The sequence below is a fragment of the Bacillus canaveralius genome, assembly GCF_002860125.1.
Classification (GTDB): domain Bacteria; phylum Bacillota; class Bacilli; order Bacillales; family Cytobacillaceae; genus Bacillus_BJ; species Bacillus_BJ canaveralius.
The window spans coordinates 1-17,975 of record NZ_PGVA01000017.1 but is presented as its reverse complement, the minus strand read 5'-3'; the positions used below and the strand labels follow the sequence as shown (position 1 = coordinate 17,975).

At 43.7% G+C, this 17,975-nt stretch carries 14 protein-coding genes; 3 read left to right on the top strand and 11 right to left on the bottom strand.

Features of this window, described 5'->3' with window-relative positions; genetic code table 11:
• Positions 1–69 precede the first annotated feature (69 nt).
• Positions 70–636 carry an RDD family protein gene (locus CU635_RS08600; RefSeq protein ID WP_101576915.1) on the bottom strand — a complete coding sequence of 189 codons (567 nt, stop codon included), beginning with the start codon at positions 634–636 and terminating at the stop codon, positions 70–72.
• A gap of 12 nt (positions 637–648) precedes the next feature.
• Positions 649–1,659 carry a signal peptide peptidase SppA gene (gene sppA, locus CU635_RS08595; protein WP_101576913.1) on the bottom strand — a complete coding sequence of 337 codons (1,011 nt, stop codon included), beginning with the start codon at positions 1,657–1,659 and terminating at the stop codon, positions 649–651.
• Positions 1,660–1,862: 203 nt separating this feature from the next.
• On the opposite strand from sppA, the gene CU635_RS08590 reads away from it, so the two are divergent.
• Positions 1,863–2,663 carry an NAD kinase gene (locus tag CU635_RS08590; RefSeq protein ID WP_101576911.1) on the top strand — a complete coding sequence of 267 codons (801 nt, stop codon included), beginning with the start codon at positions 1,863–1,865 and terminating at the stop codon, positions 2,661–2,663.
• 43 nt (positions 2,664–2,706) lie between these two features.
• On the opposite strand, the gene rarD is transcribed toward CU635_RS08590, so the two are convergent.
• The 6 genes from rarD to ezrA all read right to left on the bottom strand — a co-directional run bounded on the left by rarD (position 2,707) and on the right by ezrA (position 11,896).
• Positions 2,707–3,636 (bottom strand): EamA family transporter RarD, encoded by a 930-nt coding sequence (gene rarD / locus CU635_RS08585; protein ID WP_101576908.1) that lies wholly within the window; start codon positions 3,634–3,636, stop codon positions 2,707–2,709.
• 104 nt (positions 3,637–3,740) lie between these two features.
• Complete coding sequence (locus tag CU635_RS08580; RefSeq protein ID WP_101576906.1) at positions 3,741–5,351, bottom strand: amidohydrolase; 1,611 nt, start codon at positions 5,349–5,351, stop codon at positions 3,741–3,743.
• 539 nt (positions 5,352–5,890) lie between these two features.
• Positions 5,891–7,477: an acyl-CoA synthetase MbcS gene (gene mbcS, locus CU635_RS08575; RefSeq protein WP_101576904.1), complete on the bottom strand. Its 1,587-nt coding sequence runs from the start codon at positions 7,475–7,477 to the stop codon at positions 5,891–5,893.
• 247 nt (positions 7,478–7,724) lie between these two features.
• Entirely contained in the window at positions 7,725–8,933 is a 1,209-nt protein-coding gene (gene thiI, locus CU635_RS08570) for a tRNA uracil 4-sulfurtransferase ThiI (RefSeq protein ID WP_101576902.1), read from the bottom strand.
• 1 nt (position 8,934) lies between these two features.
• Entirely contained in the window at positions 8,935–10,080 is a 1,146-nt protein-coding gene (locus CU635_RS08565; protein WP_101576899.1) for a cysteine desulfurase family protein, read from the bottom strand.
• A gap of 127 nt (positions 10,081–10,207) precedes the next feature.
• Entirely contained in the window at positions 10,208–11,896 is a 1,689-nt protein-coding gene (gene ezrA / locus CU635_RS08560) for a septation ring formation regulator EzrA (protein WP_101576897.1), read from the bottom strand.
• A 252-nt stretch (positions 11,897–12,148) separates the two neighbouring features.
• Between ezrA and hisJ the strand changes: the two genes are divergently transcribed.
• Positions 12,149–12,955 (top strand): histidinol-phosphatase HisJ, encoded by an 807-nt coding sequence (gene hisJ / locus CU635_RS08555; protein WP_101576895.1) that lies wholly within the window; start codon positions 12,149–12,151, stop codon positions 12,953–12,955.
• Here the strand turns inward: hisJ and refZ are convergent.
• Positions 12,936–13,574 (bottom strand): forespore capture DNA-binding protein RefZ, encoded by a 639-nt coding sequence (gene refZ / locus CU635_RS08550; protein WP_101576893.1) that lies wholly within the window; start codon positions 13,572–13,574, stop codon positions 12,936–12,938. The genes hisJ and refZ overlap by 20 nt on opposite strands.
• A 312-nt stretch (positions 13,575–13,886) precedes the next feature.
• Here refZ and CU635_RS08545 point away from each other — a divergent pair, with 312 nt between their 5' ends.
• The gene (locus CU635_RS08545; protein WP_101576891.1) at positions 13,887–14,366 is read left to right on the top strand and encodes a GAF domain-containing protein; all 480 of its coding nucleotides are present in this window, start codon (positions 13,887–13,889) and stop codon (positions 14,364–14,366) included.
• A gap of 51 nt (positions 14,367–14,417) precedes the next feature.
• Here the strand turns inward: CU635_RS08545 and megL are convergent, their stop codons facing one another.
• Both megL and CU635_RS08535 read right to left on the bottom strand, forming a co-directional pair.
• A complete protein-coding gene (megL, locus tag CU635_RS08540; protein WP_101576889.1) occupies positions 14,418–15,599 on the bottom strand; it encodes a methionine gamma-lyase in 1,182 nt (393 codons plus the stop codon).
• Positions 15,600–15,757: 158 nt separating this feature from the next.
• Positions 15,758–17,671 carry a sensor domain-containing diguanylate cyclase gene (locus tag CU635_RS08535; protein ID WP_101576887.1) on the bottom strand — a complete coding sequence of 638 codons (1,914 nt, stop codon included), beginning with the start codon at positions 17,669–17,671 and terminating at the stop codon, positions 15,758–15,760.
• Positions 17,672–17,975: the final 304 nt, after the last annotated feature.

Here is a 17,975-nt window from a genome sequence, read left to right as displayed (position 1 = left end):
TTCAGCCTATTATTATCGGCTGAAATAAAAAAAATAAACCTGCCATTCTCTTATGGCAGGTTTACGTTTCTATCTTTCATGAACGACTGTTGTGTCTGAAAACAGATCGTGCAGTCCCTGTTTTTTCGGCAAAAAAGCGACAATTACATACCCCACTATGATTGTTGATGAAATAAAGCGGCCAATCCATTCTCTAAACAGAACAGTTCCCCACGATAACTTGCTTCCATCTAAATCAACGACCTTAAGCCCAAACACCATCTTCCCGAGCGTTTGCCCGAAGAACTTCGTCATCAGCACAAAGTAGGCATAGAAAGTAATGGCTGTTACAATTGTGATTGGCGCGAAAATTCCCATTTCATGCAGGGGAATATCAAGCACCCTGAAAATCGGATTCATGATTAAGCGATCGATGCTTCCAACGACAATTAAATCTAAAAGATATGCCCAAAAGCGCATCCAGAAGCCGGCAAAGCGCAATACAGGAGCTGGAGGAGCGCTGACCGCGTAATCTGAATCAGAAACTCGATTAGCATTTTCGGCAGGAAAAGATTCGCCAGCCTCCAAGCTTTCCAGGGTTACGGACGCTTCGTCCTGTTGATCGAGATTTTTTTCTGAAGAATCGTTAACACTCATCGGTTTCCCTCCTTATTCAGCATATAAATACATGAGACGCGGAGCATACGGCTGGGATAACAGCTTCATAATTCCGGCCATTTCCAGCTCTTCCCCCATGATTTTGTGCGCCCCCATACTAAATAAAGAGCCAAAGCCCAGATTTTCGGTATATTGGACAACCATCGCGCCGCTTAAGTCATGGTCTTTTTTCAACGCCTCAATGACATCGTCTAAATAACCGAAATCATCAATCAGGTTCAATTCCTTCGCCTGGCGTCCGTCATAAATGCGTCCGTCGGCAATTTGCCTTACCTGATCTTCGGACAAGCCACGGCCTTCAGCGATAACGTCTACAAAACCTTTATAAGAATTATCAATCATCGACTGGAGAATCGCGCGTTCTTCTGCTGTCATCTCTCTCGTCGGGCTCATAATATCCTTATATGGACCGCTTTTGATTGTTTCAAAATCGACCCCATATTTTTCAGCAAGGCCGCTATAGTTCATACCTTGCATAATCACACCTAAAGAACCGGTCATTGTCTCGGGGCTTGCATAAATTTTGTCAGCAGGAGCTGAGATGTAGTAACCTCCGGAAGCCGCCATCGATCCCATTGAGACGTACACAGGCTTTTTCGTTTCTTTCTGAATCTCAACAAGCTTATCATGGATTTCGGCACTTTCGACCACTCCGCCGCCCGGCGAGTTGACACGAATAATCATGGCGCTTACGGTATCGTCATCCTTGACTTGCTCCAGTTTTTCCATAAAAGCACGGTGATTATATCCAGGGGTTGCGAACAGCGCAGCTGCGTCGCCTGTATCCTGAATAACTCCATCGACGTTGAGCACAGCAATTTTGCTAAATTCGTCGCCTTCCTCGACAACCTCTTCAAGAAATAAATCATCGGATGTTTCAAATACCTCCGAAAATGTAGTTTCCCAATCATTTAATGCAAATGCTGTTGCAAAATTAACAATCACTGATACTAAAAATAATCCGGCAGCAATTCCAAGTGCTGCCCAGCGTTTACCGTTCATGATGTTTCCCCCTTATTTATGACTCCATTTTAATACGGACTCACTTTCAAAATGTTTCAAAAACATGGTAAACTAATGTCAACATCTAATATTTTAGCAAAATGGCAAGCTCTGTAGTTTAAAAATAGGAACGTATGAAAATTCATTTTTTTCAGAAAACGAATTGAACCAAAATAACCTACCTTATGCTTGGAGGAATGAACATGCCTAATCGCCGCAATTTATATCTTTACCATAAGCGGGATGTTGAAACTCTGGAAAAAGTAGCGCCCCTCTACGAACTTGCCAGTCAATACGGATTTAACGTTGTTAAAGATTTTAACACCGCGAATATTATCGTCAGCATCGGCGGTGATGGTACATTTCTGCAGGCAGTCAGAAAAACAGGCTTTAAAGAGGATAGCTTGTATGCAGGTATTTCAACAACCGGCAGCTTAAGCCTTTACTGCGACTTTAATATTGATGACACCGCAAAAATGATTGAGGCAATGACCAACGAACAGATCGAGGTTCGGCGCTATCCAACCATTGATGTAACGTTGGATGATGAATCTACCTTCAGCTGCCTGAATGAGTTCAGTATCCGCTCCGCGATCATCAAAACCTTTGTTCTTGATGTCTTCATCGACCAGAACTACTTTGAAACCTTCCGCGGCGACGGCATGATTGTCGCGACACCAACTGGGAGCACAGCCTATACAAAATCGGTTAATGGTTCCATCGTCGATCCGATGCTGCCGTGCTTCCAGGTGAGCGAGCTCGCTTCGTTAAACAATAATCGCTACCGGACGCTCGGGTCTTCTTTCATATTGAGCGGTGACAGACAGCTTACCCTCAAAGTTGCCCAGGCTGGCAATGACTACCCGACAATGGGAATGGACAATGAAGCACTCAGCATCCAGCATGTTGAAAAAATTGATATTAAATTAAGCGGCAAAGTCATCAAAACCGTCAAACTAAAGGACAATTCTTTTTGGGAAAAAGTGAAACGGACTTTTTTATAGAATTTTGTAATGAAAGAGAGTCCCCCAAAACGGACTCTCTTTCTCACATTTCAAGGCCTTTGCTTTTTTTCCATTTCAGCTCGAGCGCTGTGACCGCTTTTGTACGTGCAATTGAATAAATCGTCAATGCTGCCCAAATAAATGTGAAGGCGAGCAGGTGATTTCTTGAAAAGTGTTCACCATAGACAAACACGCCAAGAAGGAGTGTTAAGGTTGGCGCGATATATTGCAGGAATCCCAGCATTGATAATGGAATGCGCTGGGCGCCTTTTGCAAAAAACAACAATGGCAAGGCAGTAGCAGCACCTGCACCAATCAGCAGCAGGTCAGTAGAGATGGACACAGACGCAAAAGCATTGCCGCCATTGTAAAAAAGTACGCCGATGTAAATGGCGGCAATCGGAGTCACCATCAAAGTTTCAAGCGTCAAGCCAATTTCCGAATCGACTTTGATCAGCTTTTTCGCGAGACCATATAAACCAAATGAGACCGCGAGTGTCAACGCAATCCATGGAAAGCTTCCGTATGAAATCGTCAAGACGAGAACGCCAATTGCGGCAAACAGCACCGATAAGTATTGTGCAGGCGAAAGTTTTTCCTTGAAAACAAGCATACCGAGCAAAACACTGACGAGCGGATTAATGTAATAGCCAAGGCTGGCTTGAATCATTTGGTCGGTATGAACTGCCCAAATATAAATAAACCAGTTGATACTGATCAACAAAGAAGCACAAGCAAGCGCAGCCGCTTTTCGAATGTTTTTCAGCTCCTTCAGCTGCTGCAAGAAGGCTTTCTGCTTTCTTAGAACAAACAAGACAGCAAGCATAAAAATAAACGACCAAACAATCCGGCTTGCCAAAATTTCATAGGCACTGACATGATGCAAAAACTTCCAATAGATCGGCAGCAATCCCCATAAAATATAAGAGAAGCCTGCGTAAATGGCCCCTAATCGTTGTTCATCATGATTCATTTCCTTCGTTCCTCTATTCTTTCTAGTATCGAAATATTTTTTATTATACAGGAAATGTGTGGATAGTGGGCTATAATTGCTTATGAAAAAATAAAAATCCGGGATTACACCCCCGGATTTTCCAGTTTATAAACGATTTGTCCATCAACAACCGTCATTGCGACTTGTATATCAGCAATCTGCTGCGGATCAATTTCAAATATATTTTCGGAAAGAACCGTGAAATCGGCGGCGTATCCTGCTTTAATGCGACCGCGGTCATGTTCATGGCAAATCGCATAAGCGCTTCCTTTTGTGAACAAGCTGACAGCTTCATAAACCGATAGCGCTTCTTCTGGCTTATATGCGATCTTTGCAGGATCATCGACGTTCGACCTTGTGACAGCAGCATGGATGCCGAGCAGCGGATCAGCTGGCTCGATTGGCGCATCCGAACCTCCGGCGCAAGGAATGCCTGCGTCGAGAAGAGTTTTCCATGCATAACAATATTTCATGTGCTCCTCGCCAATCCGCTCGACTACCCACGGGAAATCGGATGCTGTGAACATTGGCTGGATATCGAGGATTAACGGAAGCTTTTTTGCCCGCTCGATTAAATCGCTGCGTAAGATCTGGGCGTGGATCAGCCGGTCCCTTCCCTTACCTTGCAAAGAGCTTTTCTCCAGTGCATTTAAAGCGTACTCAAAGGCCAAATCGCCGATCGTATGAATCGCGACAGGCATCTCGTGTTCCCTCGCGTTTTTGACTAAATCAAGCAACTGTTGTTCTGTAAAAATGGCAACGCCGCTCGTGCCGGGTTCATCTGCATACGGGTGGCTCAGCAAGGCCGTTCGACCGCCCAGTGCCCCGTCCGCAAATATTTTAATTGCGCCAAATTCAATCCATTGATTTCCGCCGAGAAAAGTGCCACCCTCTTTATAAAGATCGGAAGCCACTTCATGGTGGACGAGAAGGTGGGCACGGAACCTCAATCCTTCATCTTCAATGACATGTTTAAATGTTTCATATGTCTTTTGAAAACCACCATAATAATTTAAATCCTCTGTGTGGGCCCCGGTCAGGCCGAGACGCCAGGCGTTTTTTATCGCTGCCCGCAACGCCTGCTGCAAATATTCTTCCTCGACATCAGGCAAAGCTGACAAAAGGAGATCCTGGGCCTGGTCCTTCAGAAGTCCAGTCAATTTTCCCGAATCACTCTTGTCAATGACCCCTCCGGGAGGACAGATCGTTGCCGAGGTTATATTGGCCGCTTTAAAAGCGAGCGAATTGGCGACTAAAGCATGGCGGCAGACGCGCTTGAGTAGCACGGGATGATCCGGGACAAGCGCATCCATTTCTTCCCGAGAAATAACTTCAGGATTTTCCCACAGATTTTCATTCCAGCCTTCCCCGATGATCCACTTGCCTGGTGCTGTGCGGTCCGCATATTCCTCTACAGCTTTAAATACCGCTTGCTTCGAGGTATGCCTGGAAAGATCAAGCCTGATCAGCGTCTCACCATGGCCGATTAGATGCATATGGCTGTCGACAAAGCCTGGCAACATTGTTTTTCCATGTAAATGATTGATTTCAGATATCTCGTTTTGATATTTTCCCTGAAGACCTGCGAAGGTTCCCGTTGCCATGACCGTGCCATTTTCCGTATAAATGGCTTCAACCTGCTCGCCTTCCGTCTCCATCGTATAAATTAGTCCACCGTGCCAGAGCGTTCCCATCATCCATTTCCCCTTGCTTTTCCATTTGAAAATGCAGACGGAATACGCCTGCATTTTTTGAATAAGTATACCAAATATCACGGGAAAACATCATCTTGTAAACTGCCGATCTGTGCGGACTGTAAGGTTCGATATATCCGGGATGTTCGACGATATTCTTCCCTAAGTTGATGATATATTCGGGAAGTTGACGATATCCTTCCCGAAGTTGACGATATCTTTCCAAACTTGACGATATATCCGGGAAGTTGACGATATCCTTCCAAGCTTGACGATATATTCGGCGAAGTTGACGATATCCTTCCAAACTTGACGATATATTCGGGAAGTTGACGATATCCTTCCAAACTTGACGATATATCCGGGAAGTTGACGATATCCTTCCCAAACTTGACGATATATTCAGGAAGTTGACGATATCCTTCCAAACTTGACGATATATCCGGGAAGTTGACGATATCCTTCCCAAACTTGACGATATATTCAGGAAGTTGACGATATTCTTCCCAAAGTTGAGAATATATCCGCTTATTATAGGATTAGTTCTCCTTCAACATCCCTAATTCCTTCTGGCGGAGTTCAATTCTCCTGATTTTTCCCGAAGTAGTTTTCGGCAGCTCGTCTAAAAACTCGAATTTTCTTGGGTATTTGTATGGCGCTGTTAATCCTTTGACATGATCCTGCAGGTTCTTGACCAGATCTGCTGAATTTCGATCAACACCATCGCGCAAAATAACGAACGCTTTGACGACATGTCCGCGGATTTCATCCGGGCTTGCGACGACGGCACATTCTTTTACAAAAGGATGTTTCACGAGCGCGTCTTCCACTTCAAAAGGTCCGATCGTGTAACCCGAGCTGACAATAATATCATCACCGCGCCCTTCAAACCAGAAATAGCCGTCCTCATCTTTCTTTGCCTTGTCACCGGTGATATAATAATCGCCCCTGAACTGCATCGACGTTCGCTCCGGGTCTTTATAATATTTTTTAAATAGAGCAGGTGTTTCCACATGGACGGCAATATCGCCGACCTCGCCAGGCTGGCATGGCTCTCCTTCATCGTTAACAATCTCTACACGGTTGCCAGGGGTAGGTTTTCCCATTGAACCAGCTTTAAGCTCCATCCCCTTCGTCACACCGACAAGAAGCGTATTTTCCGTTTGTCCGTACCCATCCCGGACATCAACGTTAAAATATTTTCTAAATGTATCAATCACTTCCCTGTTTAACGGTTCGCCTGCAGATACAGCACTGTGAAGATGTGAAAGCTTGTACTCATCAAGGTTGTCAGCCTTTGCCATCAGCCTGTACTCGGTTGGCGTACAGCACAGTACATTAACTTCATATTTGTCCAATAACGACAAATATTTTTTCGGCTCAAATTTGCCATGATAAACAAGGCCGGTTCCACCAGTTCCAAGAACTGATAAAAACGGACTCCATATCCATTTTTGCCAACCCGGCCCTGCCGTTGCCCAGACCACATCGCCTTCTTTAATAGAAAGCCACTTCTCGGCCGCTGTCTTCAAATGGGCATAGGCCCAGCCGTGCGTGTGCACGACCCCCTTCGGATTTCCGGTTGTTCCTGAAGTATATGATAAAAACGCCATATCGTCCCGCGAAGTTGCCGCGATTGCCATTTCATCTGATTCACCCACCATTTCTTCATCAAGGTCGGTCCAGTCTTCAGTTTTTCCGCCAATCACGAACTTTTCAAGGCCTGCCATTTCTCCGATATCGGAAAATTGCTCAACATATGGATAGTAGCTGACGATTGCCTTGACGTCACCATGGCTAATTCGATATTGTAAATCCTTACTGCGCAGCATTTCCGAACTTGGAATAACGACCAGCCCCGCTTTTAAAGCAGCAAAATACACTTCATAAGCCCGGATCAGGCGCGGGACCATGATTAGAACGACATCCCCCCGCCGCAGGCCGCTGCGAAGAAATACATTGCCAATTTTATTCGCATTTTTTATCAGCTGTTGATATGTAATTTCACTGGTTTCTCCTGTTTCATTTTCCCATTTAACTGCCAGTTTCCCCGGATCAGCTGCAAAACGTTCCATCTCACGAACCAAATTATATTTATCAGGTGCAATTAAGTCTTCCCGTTTCAAAAATATTCCCCCTCACATGAATTCTCTGCAAAATTATTATACTAAATTTTTCAACATTTTAAAATCACACAAAAAATAGGAGCAGGCGAGCCCGCTCCATGTAGCCATTTATTTTCATTGGGTTTAAGAAACTAAGCAGCATAACATCGCACTTCACTCAGGTTGAACCCCGGCATTTCGTGCCATCGCGTCTCCCTATCAATAGGATGTGCCAAACCTCCGAAAAACATTCGTATTTCGAAAACTTCTAGAACAGCTCATCAATTTCTTCTGCTTCGTTGCCGAATCCAGGTTTGATGATCAGCAGCTGCGTATCATTAACAGCTTTTTGAATATACGGTTCAAAATCGATAAAACTTTCATAGCGCTGAACTTTCTCGCGCCGCGGCTTCGTTTTCGGAGCCGCCGGTACAAAAACAGTACAGCAGTCTTCATACGGCCGAATTGAAATATCGTGTGTATCAATGCTGTGGGCAATCGACATAATTTCCGTTTTATCCATCGAAATTAACGGTCTTAAAATCGGTGTGTCGGTGACCTCATTGATTGTAAACATGCTTTCGAGCGTTTGGCTGGCAACCTGGCCGAGACTTTCCCCGGTGACGATCGCAAGGCCTCCCTGCTTTCGGCGCAATTCATCGGTTATTCTCAGCATCAGCCGCCTTGTCGTCGTCATTGTATAATTCTCCGGAATCTGTTTTTGGATCAGCTGTTGGATTTCAGTAAACGGAACGATATGGAGCGTGATAGCACCACTGACACCGGCAAGCTTTTCAGATAGGTCAATTACCTTTTGCCTGGCCCGTTCACTCGTAAATGGAGGGCTGTGAAAATGGACTGCTTCAATATCGACTCCCTTTTTCATCGCCAAATAGCCGGCTACAGGACTGTCAATTCCCCCTGAAAGCATCAGCATTGCTTTGCCGCTTGAAGCGACAGGGAGTCCTCCGGCACCGCGGATATTTTCGCAGGAAAGGTACACTGCCTCTTTCCTGACTTCAATTTGCAGATTAATATCAGGGTTTTTCACGTTTACCTTAAGACCGGGAATATTTTTTAACAAATATCCGCCAAATTCGTGATTAATTTCATCTGTGTTTAACTGAAACGTTTTGTCGCCTCTTTTGGCAGTAATTTTAAAGGTTTTCCCTTGCTCGTAAATTCGCGAGAACAGCTTCAACGCAGCCGATTTCATTTCATCAACATTCCGGTCGGTTTTAACGGCGAGGCTGAACGATTGGATTCCAAACACCCTTTTAAGTTTTACCGCAATTTCTTCTCCATCTTCGCCGTTAAGCAAGACATACATCCGATCACGGTCCGCCTCAACGGCAGCGTTTGGATAATCGCGCAAAACTCTTTGGATGCTTGCCTTAAGGAGGCTAATAAATTTATTGCGGTTTCTTCCTTTTGTTGATATTTCACCATAGCGAATAAGAATTCGATCATAATTCATGTTAATTCATAACCCTTCCCAATTTGTCTATCGCGTTCTTGATCGTGTCGATTACCTGGCCTGCTTCCTCTACTGTATTATCGTATGAGAGGCTGATCCGTACCGCACTGCCCGCCTCATCATCCGGAACACCCATCGCCAAAAGTGTTGAACTTGCCGTTTTTTGCTTTGATGAACATGCGCTAGTCGTTGAAACGTAAACTCCCTCTTCTTCAAGGGCGTGAACAAAAACCTCTGCTTTAAATCCTTTTATTGAAAAATTTAAAATATGCGGCGCAGAAAATTTTCGTGGAGTATGAATTTTTACGCCCACGATTGTTTGCAGTTCTTCCCTTAATTTTTCCTTGATTGCTTCCATTTGCTGCAAATGTTCTTCCCTTTTCGAGAAAGTCATTCGCATCGCTTTGGCCATGGCTACCATCCCGGCAACATTTTCTGTACCGCTTCTTATTTTCGATTCCTGGTTCCCTCCGGAAAAAAGCGGTGACAGCGTAAGACCTCCCTTTACAAACAGGGCACCCGTACCCTTCAACCCGTGAAATTTATGGCCGGATATGGTGCAAAGACCAATACCGCATTCATACATATCCAAAGGTACTTTTCCAATCCCCTGGACGTGGTCGACATGAAAGATGATCTTGTGGTAGTTTTTCAGCATATGACCAATTTCGCAAATCGGCTGGATTGTGCCGACCTCATTATTTACATGAATGACCGAGACAAGCATCGTTTCATCGGTTATAGCCTTTTCGATATCAGTGATCCTTACTCTTCCGTCAGAATCCGGTGCAATATAGGTTACGTTGAAACCATAATCACGTTTCAATTGTTCGATTGCTTCCCTGACGGAGGTATGCTCAACCTGCGTCGTGATGATGTGCCTGCCCCGTCCTTTATATGCCAGGGCGGCACCTTTAATCGCCAGGTTATTACCTTCCGTACCTCCGGATGTAAAATATATTTCGTTAGCCTTGACATTCATTAATTTTGCCAGCTCTGCTCTAGCACGTGAAAGCAGCTTTTCTGCCTGGGCACCGGCGCTGTGGAGTGAAGAAGGGTTGCCAAAGTAATCTGAGGACACCTTTACATACGAATCCAATACTTCCTTGTAAGGCTTGGTTGTCGCACTGTTATCAAAGTAAATCATCGTGTCTTCCCCCTTGTTTTTAAAACATTTATGCCAACTTTAAATGTTAACATAATCAATTGACGCAAATCCAGCCGTAATCGCAAACAAATTCAAAAAAAACAGGCCGCAACGTTGGCCTGTTTTTCTATTCCTTTGCTAATATCATTTCAATTTTTCTTAACGCACCCGGCTCGACTTCCTCTATAGATGTTGCCGCCTGCTCCAATGCCGCCTGGTAATCAAAGCTTCTAAATGCAGATTCTGCTTCAACAAGCCCTTTTGCGACAGATGGATAACGGCTTCGGTAACGGTTGCCATATTGGATGACTTTTTCAGCAAGCATCGCGTTTTCAACAAGTTCAAGCGTTGTATTTGCCAGCTTTTCGACCGTTAAAACGGCTACTTCCAAATACCTCTGTACCGCCGGGATATCAAGAGGCTTTTCCTCCAGCTTCAGCACCACATTCTGAATACTCTCATTGGCATCATCCAATAAATATTGATATGTATGCGATAGGCCCGGAATATTGCTTTTCGATACCGATCTGATCGTCTCAGCGATCTTCTTCTTTAGCTCAGCAACTTTTTCATGCGCCGACATTTCATCTTTTCGGAGTGTCTGGAGCTTCTGCGCATATTCTTTCTGTTCATCCAGTACGGCTTCAAGCAACTGCTGGACTTCTCTTAACTCTTCGCCTAATACCGATTGTGCAGTATCATTCTCAGCCAGTCTTGTCTCAAGTACCAGATGCCTTTTCGCAAGCTCTGACAAATGCTTCTCCATTTCAGCCAGATTCTTCAGATCATTTTCCGCCAAATGATAGCTCTGTTGGACTGAAAGAGTCTCGGCCTTCAACTGTTCTTTTTCATTAAGCAGCTTTTCCAGGAAGTTTTTTATTCCCTGTCCATGCTGGCTTATAAAGCGTTTCGCATCTACTTCCCGTTCAAGAAGATCGAATAAATTTTCGACACTTTCTTTTAATGCCTGGATTCCGTTCTCCACTTCGGAAATTTCAGCCTGTTCGAGATAAGCCACGTATGCGGCCAGTTCTGTTTCAAGCCTGTCGGTTTCCTTGTCAAGCTGGAGATGGTCCAAAACATACCCTTGAGCTGTCATCTCCCGGCAACCCTCTTTGACTTCATGAATATGGCCAGGAATCGTTGACTGGCATTCCACCAATAAATGCGGCAGATTTTCAAGGCAGTAGTTGATTTTTTCAAGCTCGTCCTTTATGACAAGCACCACTTCCCGCGCTTCAAGATAATTGCCCTGGTTCGTCTTATCATCGAAATCCTCGAATTTCGCCATAACACTGTCCAAATTTTGTTCAAGCTTTGCTTCAGCTTTTCCGTAATTATGCCTGTGCGCAAGCAAAGTTTTTTTATTTTCGCGGTATTGTTCCTTTAATCCGTCGATCTCTGCGCGGTTTTTTTCTTCGCTGCCGACAAGTTCATGAAGTTCATGCAGGATGCTTTTTATCTGTTCTTCTGTTTCAGTAAGCTCCCGCTCTATTCTTGACTGCACTTCTTTCGATTTGCCAAAGCGATATTTATCGATAAACTCTTCTGCGTCGAACAAAAGGTCTTCAACAGCCGGCAGCCGCGTCGTCACGATCTCGTCCCATTCTTCGCGCCAGCGTTCAAACAGTTTCTCTGTTTGCCCGGTCATATTTAACTGTTTAACCTTTGACATCTCATCCAATACAGGCCGATTCATTATATCAATCTTCCAGCCTTCCAGCCGGTCAATGTCATGATAAAATTTTTTTCTCAATAAAAAGCCGCTTAAAAATAAAATGATAATAATGGCTAATCCGCCAATGATGTATTCCATTGTAAACCCCCAGTTTACACACCGAATTTGGAGCAATTGTACGGTTCTATGTAAAAAATGAATAAAATGTGTTTTCTTAGTTTTTATGATACCATGTAAACGACAATTTTTGACTAATAATTTCACTTTTTCTTGAAATAGCAACAAAAATTCGGCTATTAGCTTATTTCAAGTCGGGATATTCCTCATAAAATATCCCAGTATTAAAAAAAGCTGATGGGGACCCCTTAAATAAAAAAAGGAGGGCGGCAAATGCTGAAGGATGGCCATATTCATACAAAATATTGTCCGCATGGAACAGCGGATTCATTTTCCGAGTACATCGAAAAAGCCATTAAACTCGGTTTTCAGGAGATAACTTTTACCGAGCATGCACCGCTTCCGGAGCAGTTTGAGGACCCGGCTCCAGGAAAAGACAGTGCCATGAATCCTGAATTACTGGATGCTTATTTTGCTGATCTCGACGTTTTAAAGAAAAAATTTGCCGGTGTAATCAAAATAAACACAGGCTTGGAAGTCGACTTTATTGAAGGATATGAAGAGGAAACACGGAGGTTTTTGGACAAAGTGGGACCTAAACTGGATGATGCCATTTTATCTGTGCACTTTTTAAAATATCGCGACAGCTATGACTGCCTCGATTACAGCCCTGAAGTTTTCGGACAAATGATCGAAAAGTACGGGACAATCGAAGCGTTATATGAGCGCTATTTTGATACATTGCTTTTATCAATCAAAGCTAATCTTGGCCGCTATAAGCCGACGCGGATCGGGCATATCACCCTTGTCAGGAAGTTCCATAAAAAATTTCCTGCCGCATACGATTACAGCGAAAGACTTGCTGAGATTCTTCTCGTGCTGAAAATTTACGATTACGCACTTGATTATAACGGAGCTGGAACCGCAAAACCGCTGTGCCGGGAGCCTTATCCGCCAGACTGGATTGCTGAAAAAGCAGTCGAGCTTGGAATTCCCCTTGTTTATGGTTCTGACGCACATCAGGCAAAAGAGCTGGGACAAGGACGTGAACAGATGGCTTTTATCCAGCTCCCTGAATAGCCAGTACCCGCTCGCGCTCACTTGTGCATAACATCCGTTCAATCCAAAGGACGAGCTCCTGTTCATACATTTTCAAAAAGTATTGTTCATGCGGAAAAACATGGAGCACTTCGGTTGCATATTGAATATTTAAAAAAGGCATCATTAAAAGTCCTTTAAACTGGATGATCGTATACGGAATCGACTGGATCGAAAATTCGCCAGCTTCGATTCCTTTTTCAAGCACCGTTTTAAAATAAAAGCGTTCTTTAACATAATAAGTGGACATAATTTCCCTGACAACTTGAGAGTCAATCGACATTTCCCTTAAAATAAATCTTGTTAAATGAATATTCTCACACTGGTATGCAAGAAGATTTTTGCCGATCTCCTTTAAACAATGGGCGGCCCCGAGCTCAATCTGTGCAAAGCCTTTTTCGATCTCTGCCATATAGTTTTCAAAAAAGTTCATAAAGCAATATTCGAGCAGGCCGTGCTTATTATGAAAATAATAAGCAATATTGGCGGGATTCACCTCTGCTTTTCGTGCGATGTCCCGGATCGAAATTCCATTGTATCCTTTTGTATTGAAAAGCATAATGGCCGCCTCGACAATCGCATCCTTACAATTTTTTTTCACCTTTTCCTCCTCCAGTCTGATTCTGTTCGATTAAAAGTAGTATATGAATGAATTTCATAAAGCAATTCTTTAGTGAAAAACGAACAGTCCTTAATGTTAAGGTAGTATTATTCGTTTCCTACGCATACTCCTGTATATCTGGACAACTTTGTTCTTTTTCGGTTTAGCTTGTTACATTGTGAAATTGACTCATATAAGTAACATTCTTTGCATCTCTTGACTTTCCTTTATATAATTATCGACAAAGTACCCGCTTTTCAGCGGATTATGCTACTGTGAAAGATAAAAACTCAGGAAGTGAGGTGAACGATGATGTTTGAGGTCGATTCCTATCAGGGTACACGGGAAGATAATTACGAAATGGTGATAAAACAGCTTAATGCTCTATTGGAAGGGGAACCAAATCGGATTGCGAATTTAAGCAATGCGTCTGCCCTGTTAAATCAATTTTTGGACCGGGTTAACTGGGTAGGCTTTTATTTACTTGAGGACGATGAGCTCGTGCTCGGGCCGTTTCAAGGGCTGCCGGCCTGTGTACGCATTCCAGTCGGAAAAGGTGTGTGCGGTAAAGCGGCGCAATTGCAGGAAACGGTAAGGGTGGAAGATGTTCATCTGTTCCCGGGCCACATTGCGTGTGATGCGGCATCACAATCGGAAATCGTTATTCCATTGCTAAAGGATGGAAAGCTGCTTGGAGTTTTGGATATTGATTCCCCTGAAAAAAACCGCTTTGATGTGTTGGATCAAGCCAAGCTTGAGAAGCTTTCCGAATCACTTGTCCAATATTTGTAAAGTGTGAAAACAGCCTGACCGGATTCGGCCAGGCTGTTTTTCTGTACGCCGTCAATTCATCTTCGCAAAAGCCTGGGCCAAATCGTCTTCGATGTCCTGCCACGCTTCCAACCCAACTGACAGGCGGAGGAGATTGTCCTCAATCTCCATCTGTTTTCTCGTTTCTTGTGGTACAACAGCATGCGTCATTGTCGCCGGGTGCTGGATTAAAGTTTCTGCATCCCCGAGGCTGACAGCAATTTTGATTAAGTTCAATTGATTCATAAACTGCTGTGCATCATGCTTGGTTCCTTTGATTGTAAATGAAATGAGTCCGCCAGGCTTGCGCATTTGTGTCGCGGCAATTTTATAATCACTGTGTTCTTGATCACCCGGGAAAAAAATGCGATCGACTTGCGGATGTTTTTTTAAGAAAGAGGCAAGTTTTTCAGCATTTTCACAATGGCGATCCATTCGGACAGGCAATGTCTTGAGCCCGCGCAAGAGCAGCCAGGCGTCAAAAGGAGCAATGATTCCGCCGATATCCTTCAATGTCGTTTTACTTACCATGTCCATGAATGCACGCGTGCCGACTGCCAGGCCTGCAATTACATCTCCATGTCCGCAAATATACTTTGTCGCACTATGAATGACTACATCGCAGCCAAGGCTTATCGGCGTCTGTAAATATGGTGAACAAAATGTATTATCGACAATGATCGGGATTCCTTTTTGCCTGCCCACTTCGGCTACCATCTGCAAATCGACCAGTTTCATCGTCGGATTAATGGGTGTTTCCACATAAATGCATGCTGTTTCAGCCTTGATACCCGCAACCAGCTCTTCCTTTGTCCCCATCCTCGAAAAATCATGGGTTATAAGAAACTTCTCATTCAACAGGCTCAGCAATCCGAATGTACAGCCATATACACCCTGCGAGCATAATATGTGGTCGCCGGCCTTGAGCAAAGCAAATAAAACTCCAGAAACTGCCGCCATACCAGAGCCAAAAGCAAGACCTGCTTCGCCATTTTCAAGCTCTGCTATCCGCGTTTCAAGAAGTTTAACGGTCGGATTTCCAAGCCTTGAGTAAATAAAACCAGGCTCTTCACCGGCAAAGCGCTTTTCTCCTTGTTCGGCATTGTCGAAAGTAAACGTGGATGTTTGATACAGGGGTGGCACCAGGCTCCCCTGGAAATGGCTGGAATCATAGCCTGCATGAATAACACTTGTTTCAAACCGTTCTTTTTTCATTCCTAACCCCCTCCGCTCATTGGAAACGCTTACATTATTGTGATTTATCATATTTGCCCTCTTTTAGAATATGATATTTTTCGAGGAAAGGAAAGGCTTGTCCGTGAAAAAAGCCGGTCCGCTGGAATAAAGATTCGCGCGAACCGGCCTGCCTTGTTTTATTTAAAAATCAGTTTATCGCCCAGTATCGTTCCGGATTCTTCCTTCTGGATGACTACTTTATTTTTTCCGCTCCCTTTCGCCAGATAGAGAGCACGGTCCGCTCTTTTAAATAAATTAATGCTCGTATCTGATTTTTCAGAATTCCAGTGCGATACCCCGCAAGAAATCGTGATTTGCGGTGATGTATTTTCGGCGACCTTTTCAACCAGCCTTTCGGCAATAACAACCCCCGCTTCAAGGGGAGCTTTTGGCAAATAGATCGCCAGCTCCTCCCCGCCCCATCTTGATCCAATATCCGTCGAACGGATATGGGTATTAATGATGTTTGCCACCTGAATGATTACTTCATCACCGATCTGGTGGCCGTACGTGTCGTTTATAGATTTGAAGTCATCGATATCAATCAAGATAAACGTGCCCTGTCCATCCGTTTCGATTGACATGTCCATTTTCTCATTCAAATAGTTCCGGGAGTATAGCTTTGTTAAATGATCGGTAACCACCATTTTTTCGAGTTCTTCGCGAAGCATTGAATTAGTAAATGCCAGTGTTGAGTGATGGATGAGTGATTGAAGCAGCTTAAAAGCCTCAAAAGAAAAATGATACGGTTGTTTATGCATGACAAGCGCAAAACCCTTCAACGTTTCGCTTTGCACCATCGGAACCGCCATGATCGATTTAAAGCGGGGAGCCCGCTCACCATTGTGCAAATTTAAATCGCCAATAAATAAAGAATCCTTTTCTTTCTTGATTTTATCTTTTATATATTTAATATAGACTTTCGCCTCTTCAGTAAAATAAAATGGGCTGCTGCCCTGCATAACCTCTGTTTGTTCAAGGTCTTCGGAAAGAAGAATAAAGCCTGCTTCCCGAGCATCAAACCATTTCATGATTTGCTGTGACATATAGCTTATCGTCTCGGTAAGCCTGAGATTTGAATTAAGCTGATGGGATGTCTCATTAATGAGCTGAAGATCCGAGATTAACCGCCTTGACTGCTGGTAGAGCTGGGCATTTTCTAAAGCACCGCCTGCCGTGTTGGAAAGGAGCATGATAAACTCAACCTCATTTTTCGGAAAAACAACTGTATTCGGAGCAATGACCTGTAACACGCCGTATACTCCCTGTCTTCCTTTTAACGGGGCATAAAGCACGGATTTTCTGTCTTGAACGGAATCCTCAATCTGGACCAGCCCGGTTACATAAGCCTGCATGGCGGCAATATTTTCGCTGTCATATTCCAGATCTCTTACCGGCAAATCGCCATGGCTGTTATTATCCTGTGAAAGCAATAAATAATAAGTAAAAGATGGATACACTTCTTTAAGCGTGCCGATGATCTCACCAAGGACGGCGTCCATGTCCATGGAAGAATGAAGCTTTTCCGTGATGCGAAAAAGCTGCCTGTAACGCTTCTCGTCAACCACTATTTTCGAAAGGCCACGGACTTTTTTCAGAAATGTGACACATTCTTTGCTTATATTTATCAACAATTGATCGGAAAGTGCTGATTGGCTGCCCGGATTTTTTTGTTTAATGAGCAAAAATCCATGAATTCGCCCTTCTTCCTTGAAGACCAGCGACAAATCGCATTCGCCAAAAACTGCCAGGGGAGCTCCGGAGCGGTAAACTACTTTTCCTTTCAATAATTGTTCATACTCTTCCGACGTAACAATAGAAGCAAAAGCAGCTGCGTAAGCACTCTTTTCTGTGGAAGCTTCGATGACGAGCTCTTGATTCCATTCACTTGACGCCAGCAAAGTTACCTCACTGGCATGCAGCAGGCTCTTGATTGAGCCAATCATCGCATCAAGTAAAAGCTCATCACGTAATAAACCGCTTTCGACGTCAAACAAATCAAAAAAACGGCTTTTTAAATTTAGTATAATATTGTCTTCAAGCAATTCCATTCCATCATCACCTATTATCTTACAGGGTTATCACAGGAAAGTCCGACTGGCCAGCAATTGATTTTTTTAGATAATTGAGTAAATTTAATTCGTTTTTCGGTTAAGCTTAGTACTTTGTGAAATTCACTCAACTAGTTATATATACATGCCGTTTCGAATTAATTTTTAATATTCCTCATTATACCATATCTTTGTACTCATGACTCTTTACCTGCGAAATATTTATTGATTTGACCTTTGGTGTATGAGTAAAATGTTTGTAGGAGAAGAATTTCCCTTCTCATCCAGATAATGGCGTAGCCGT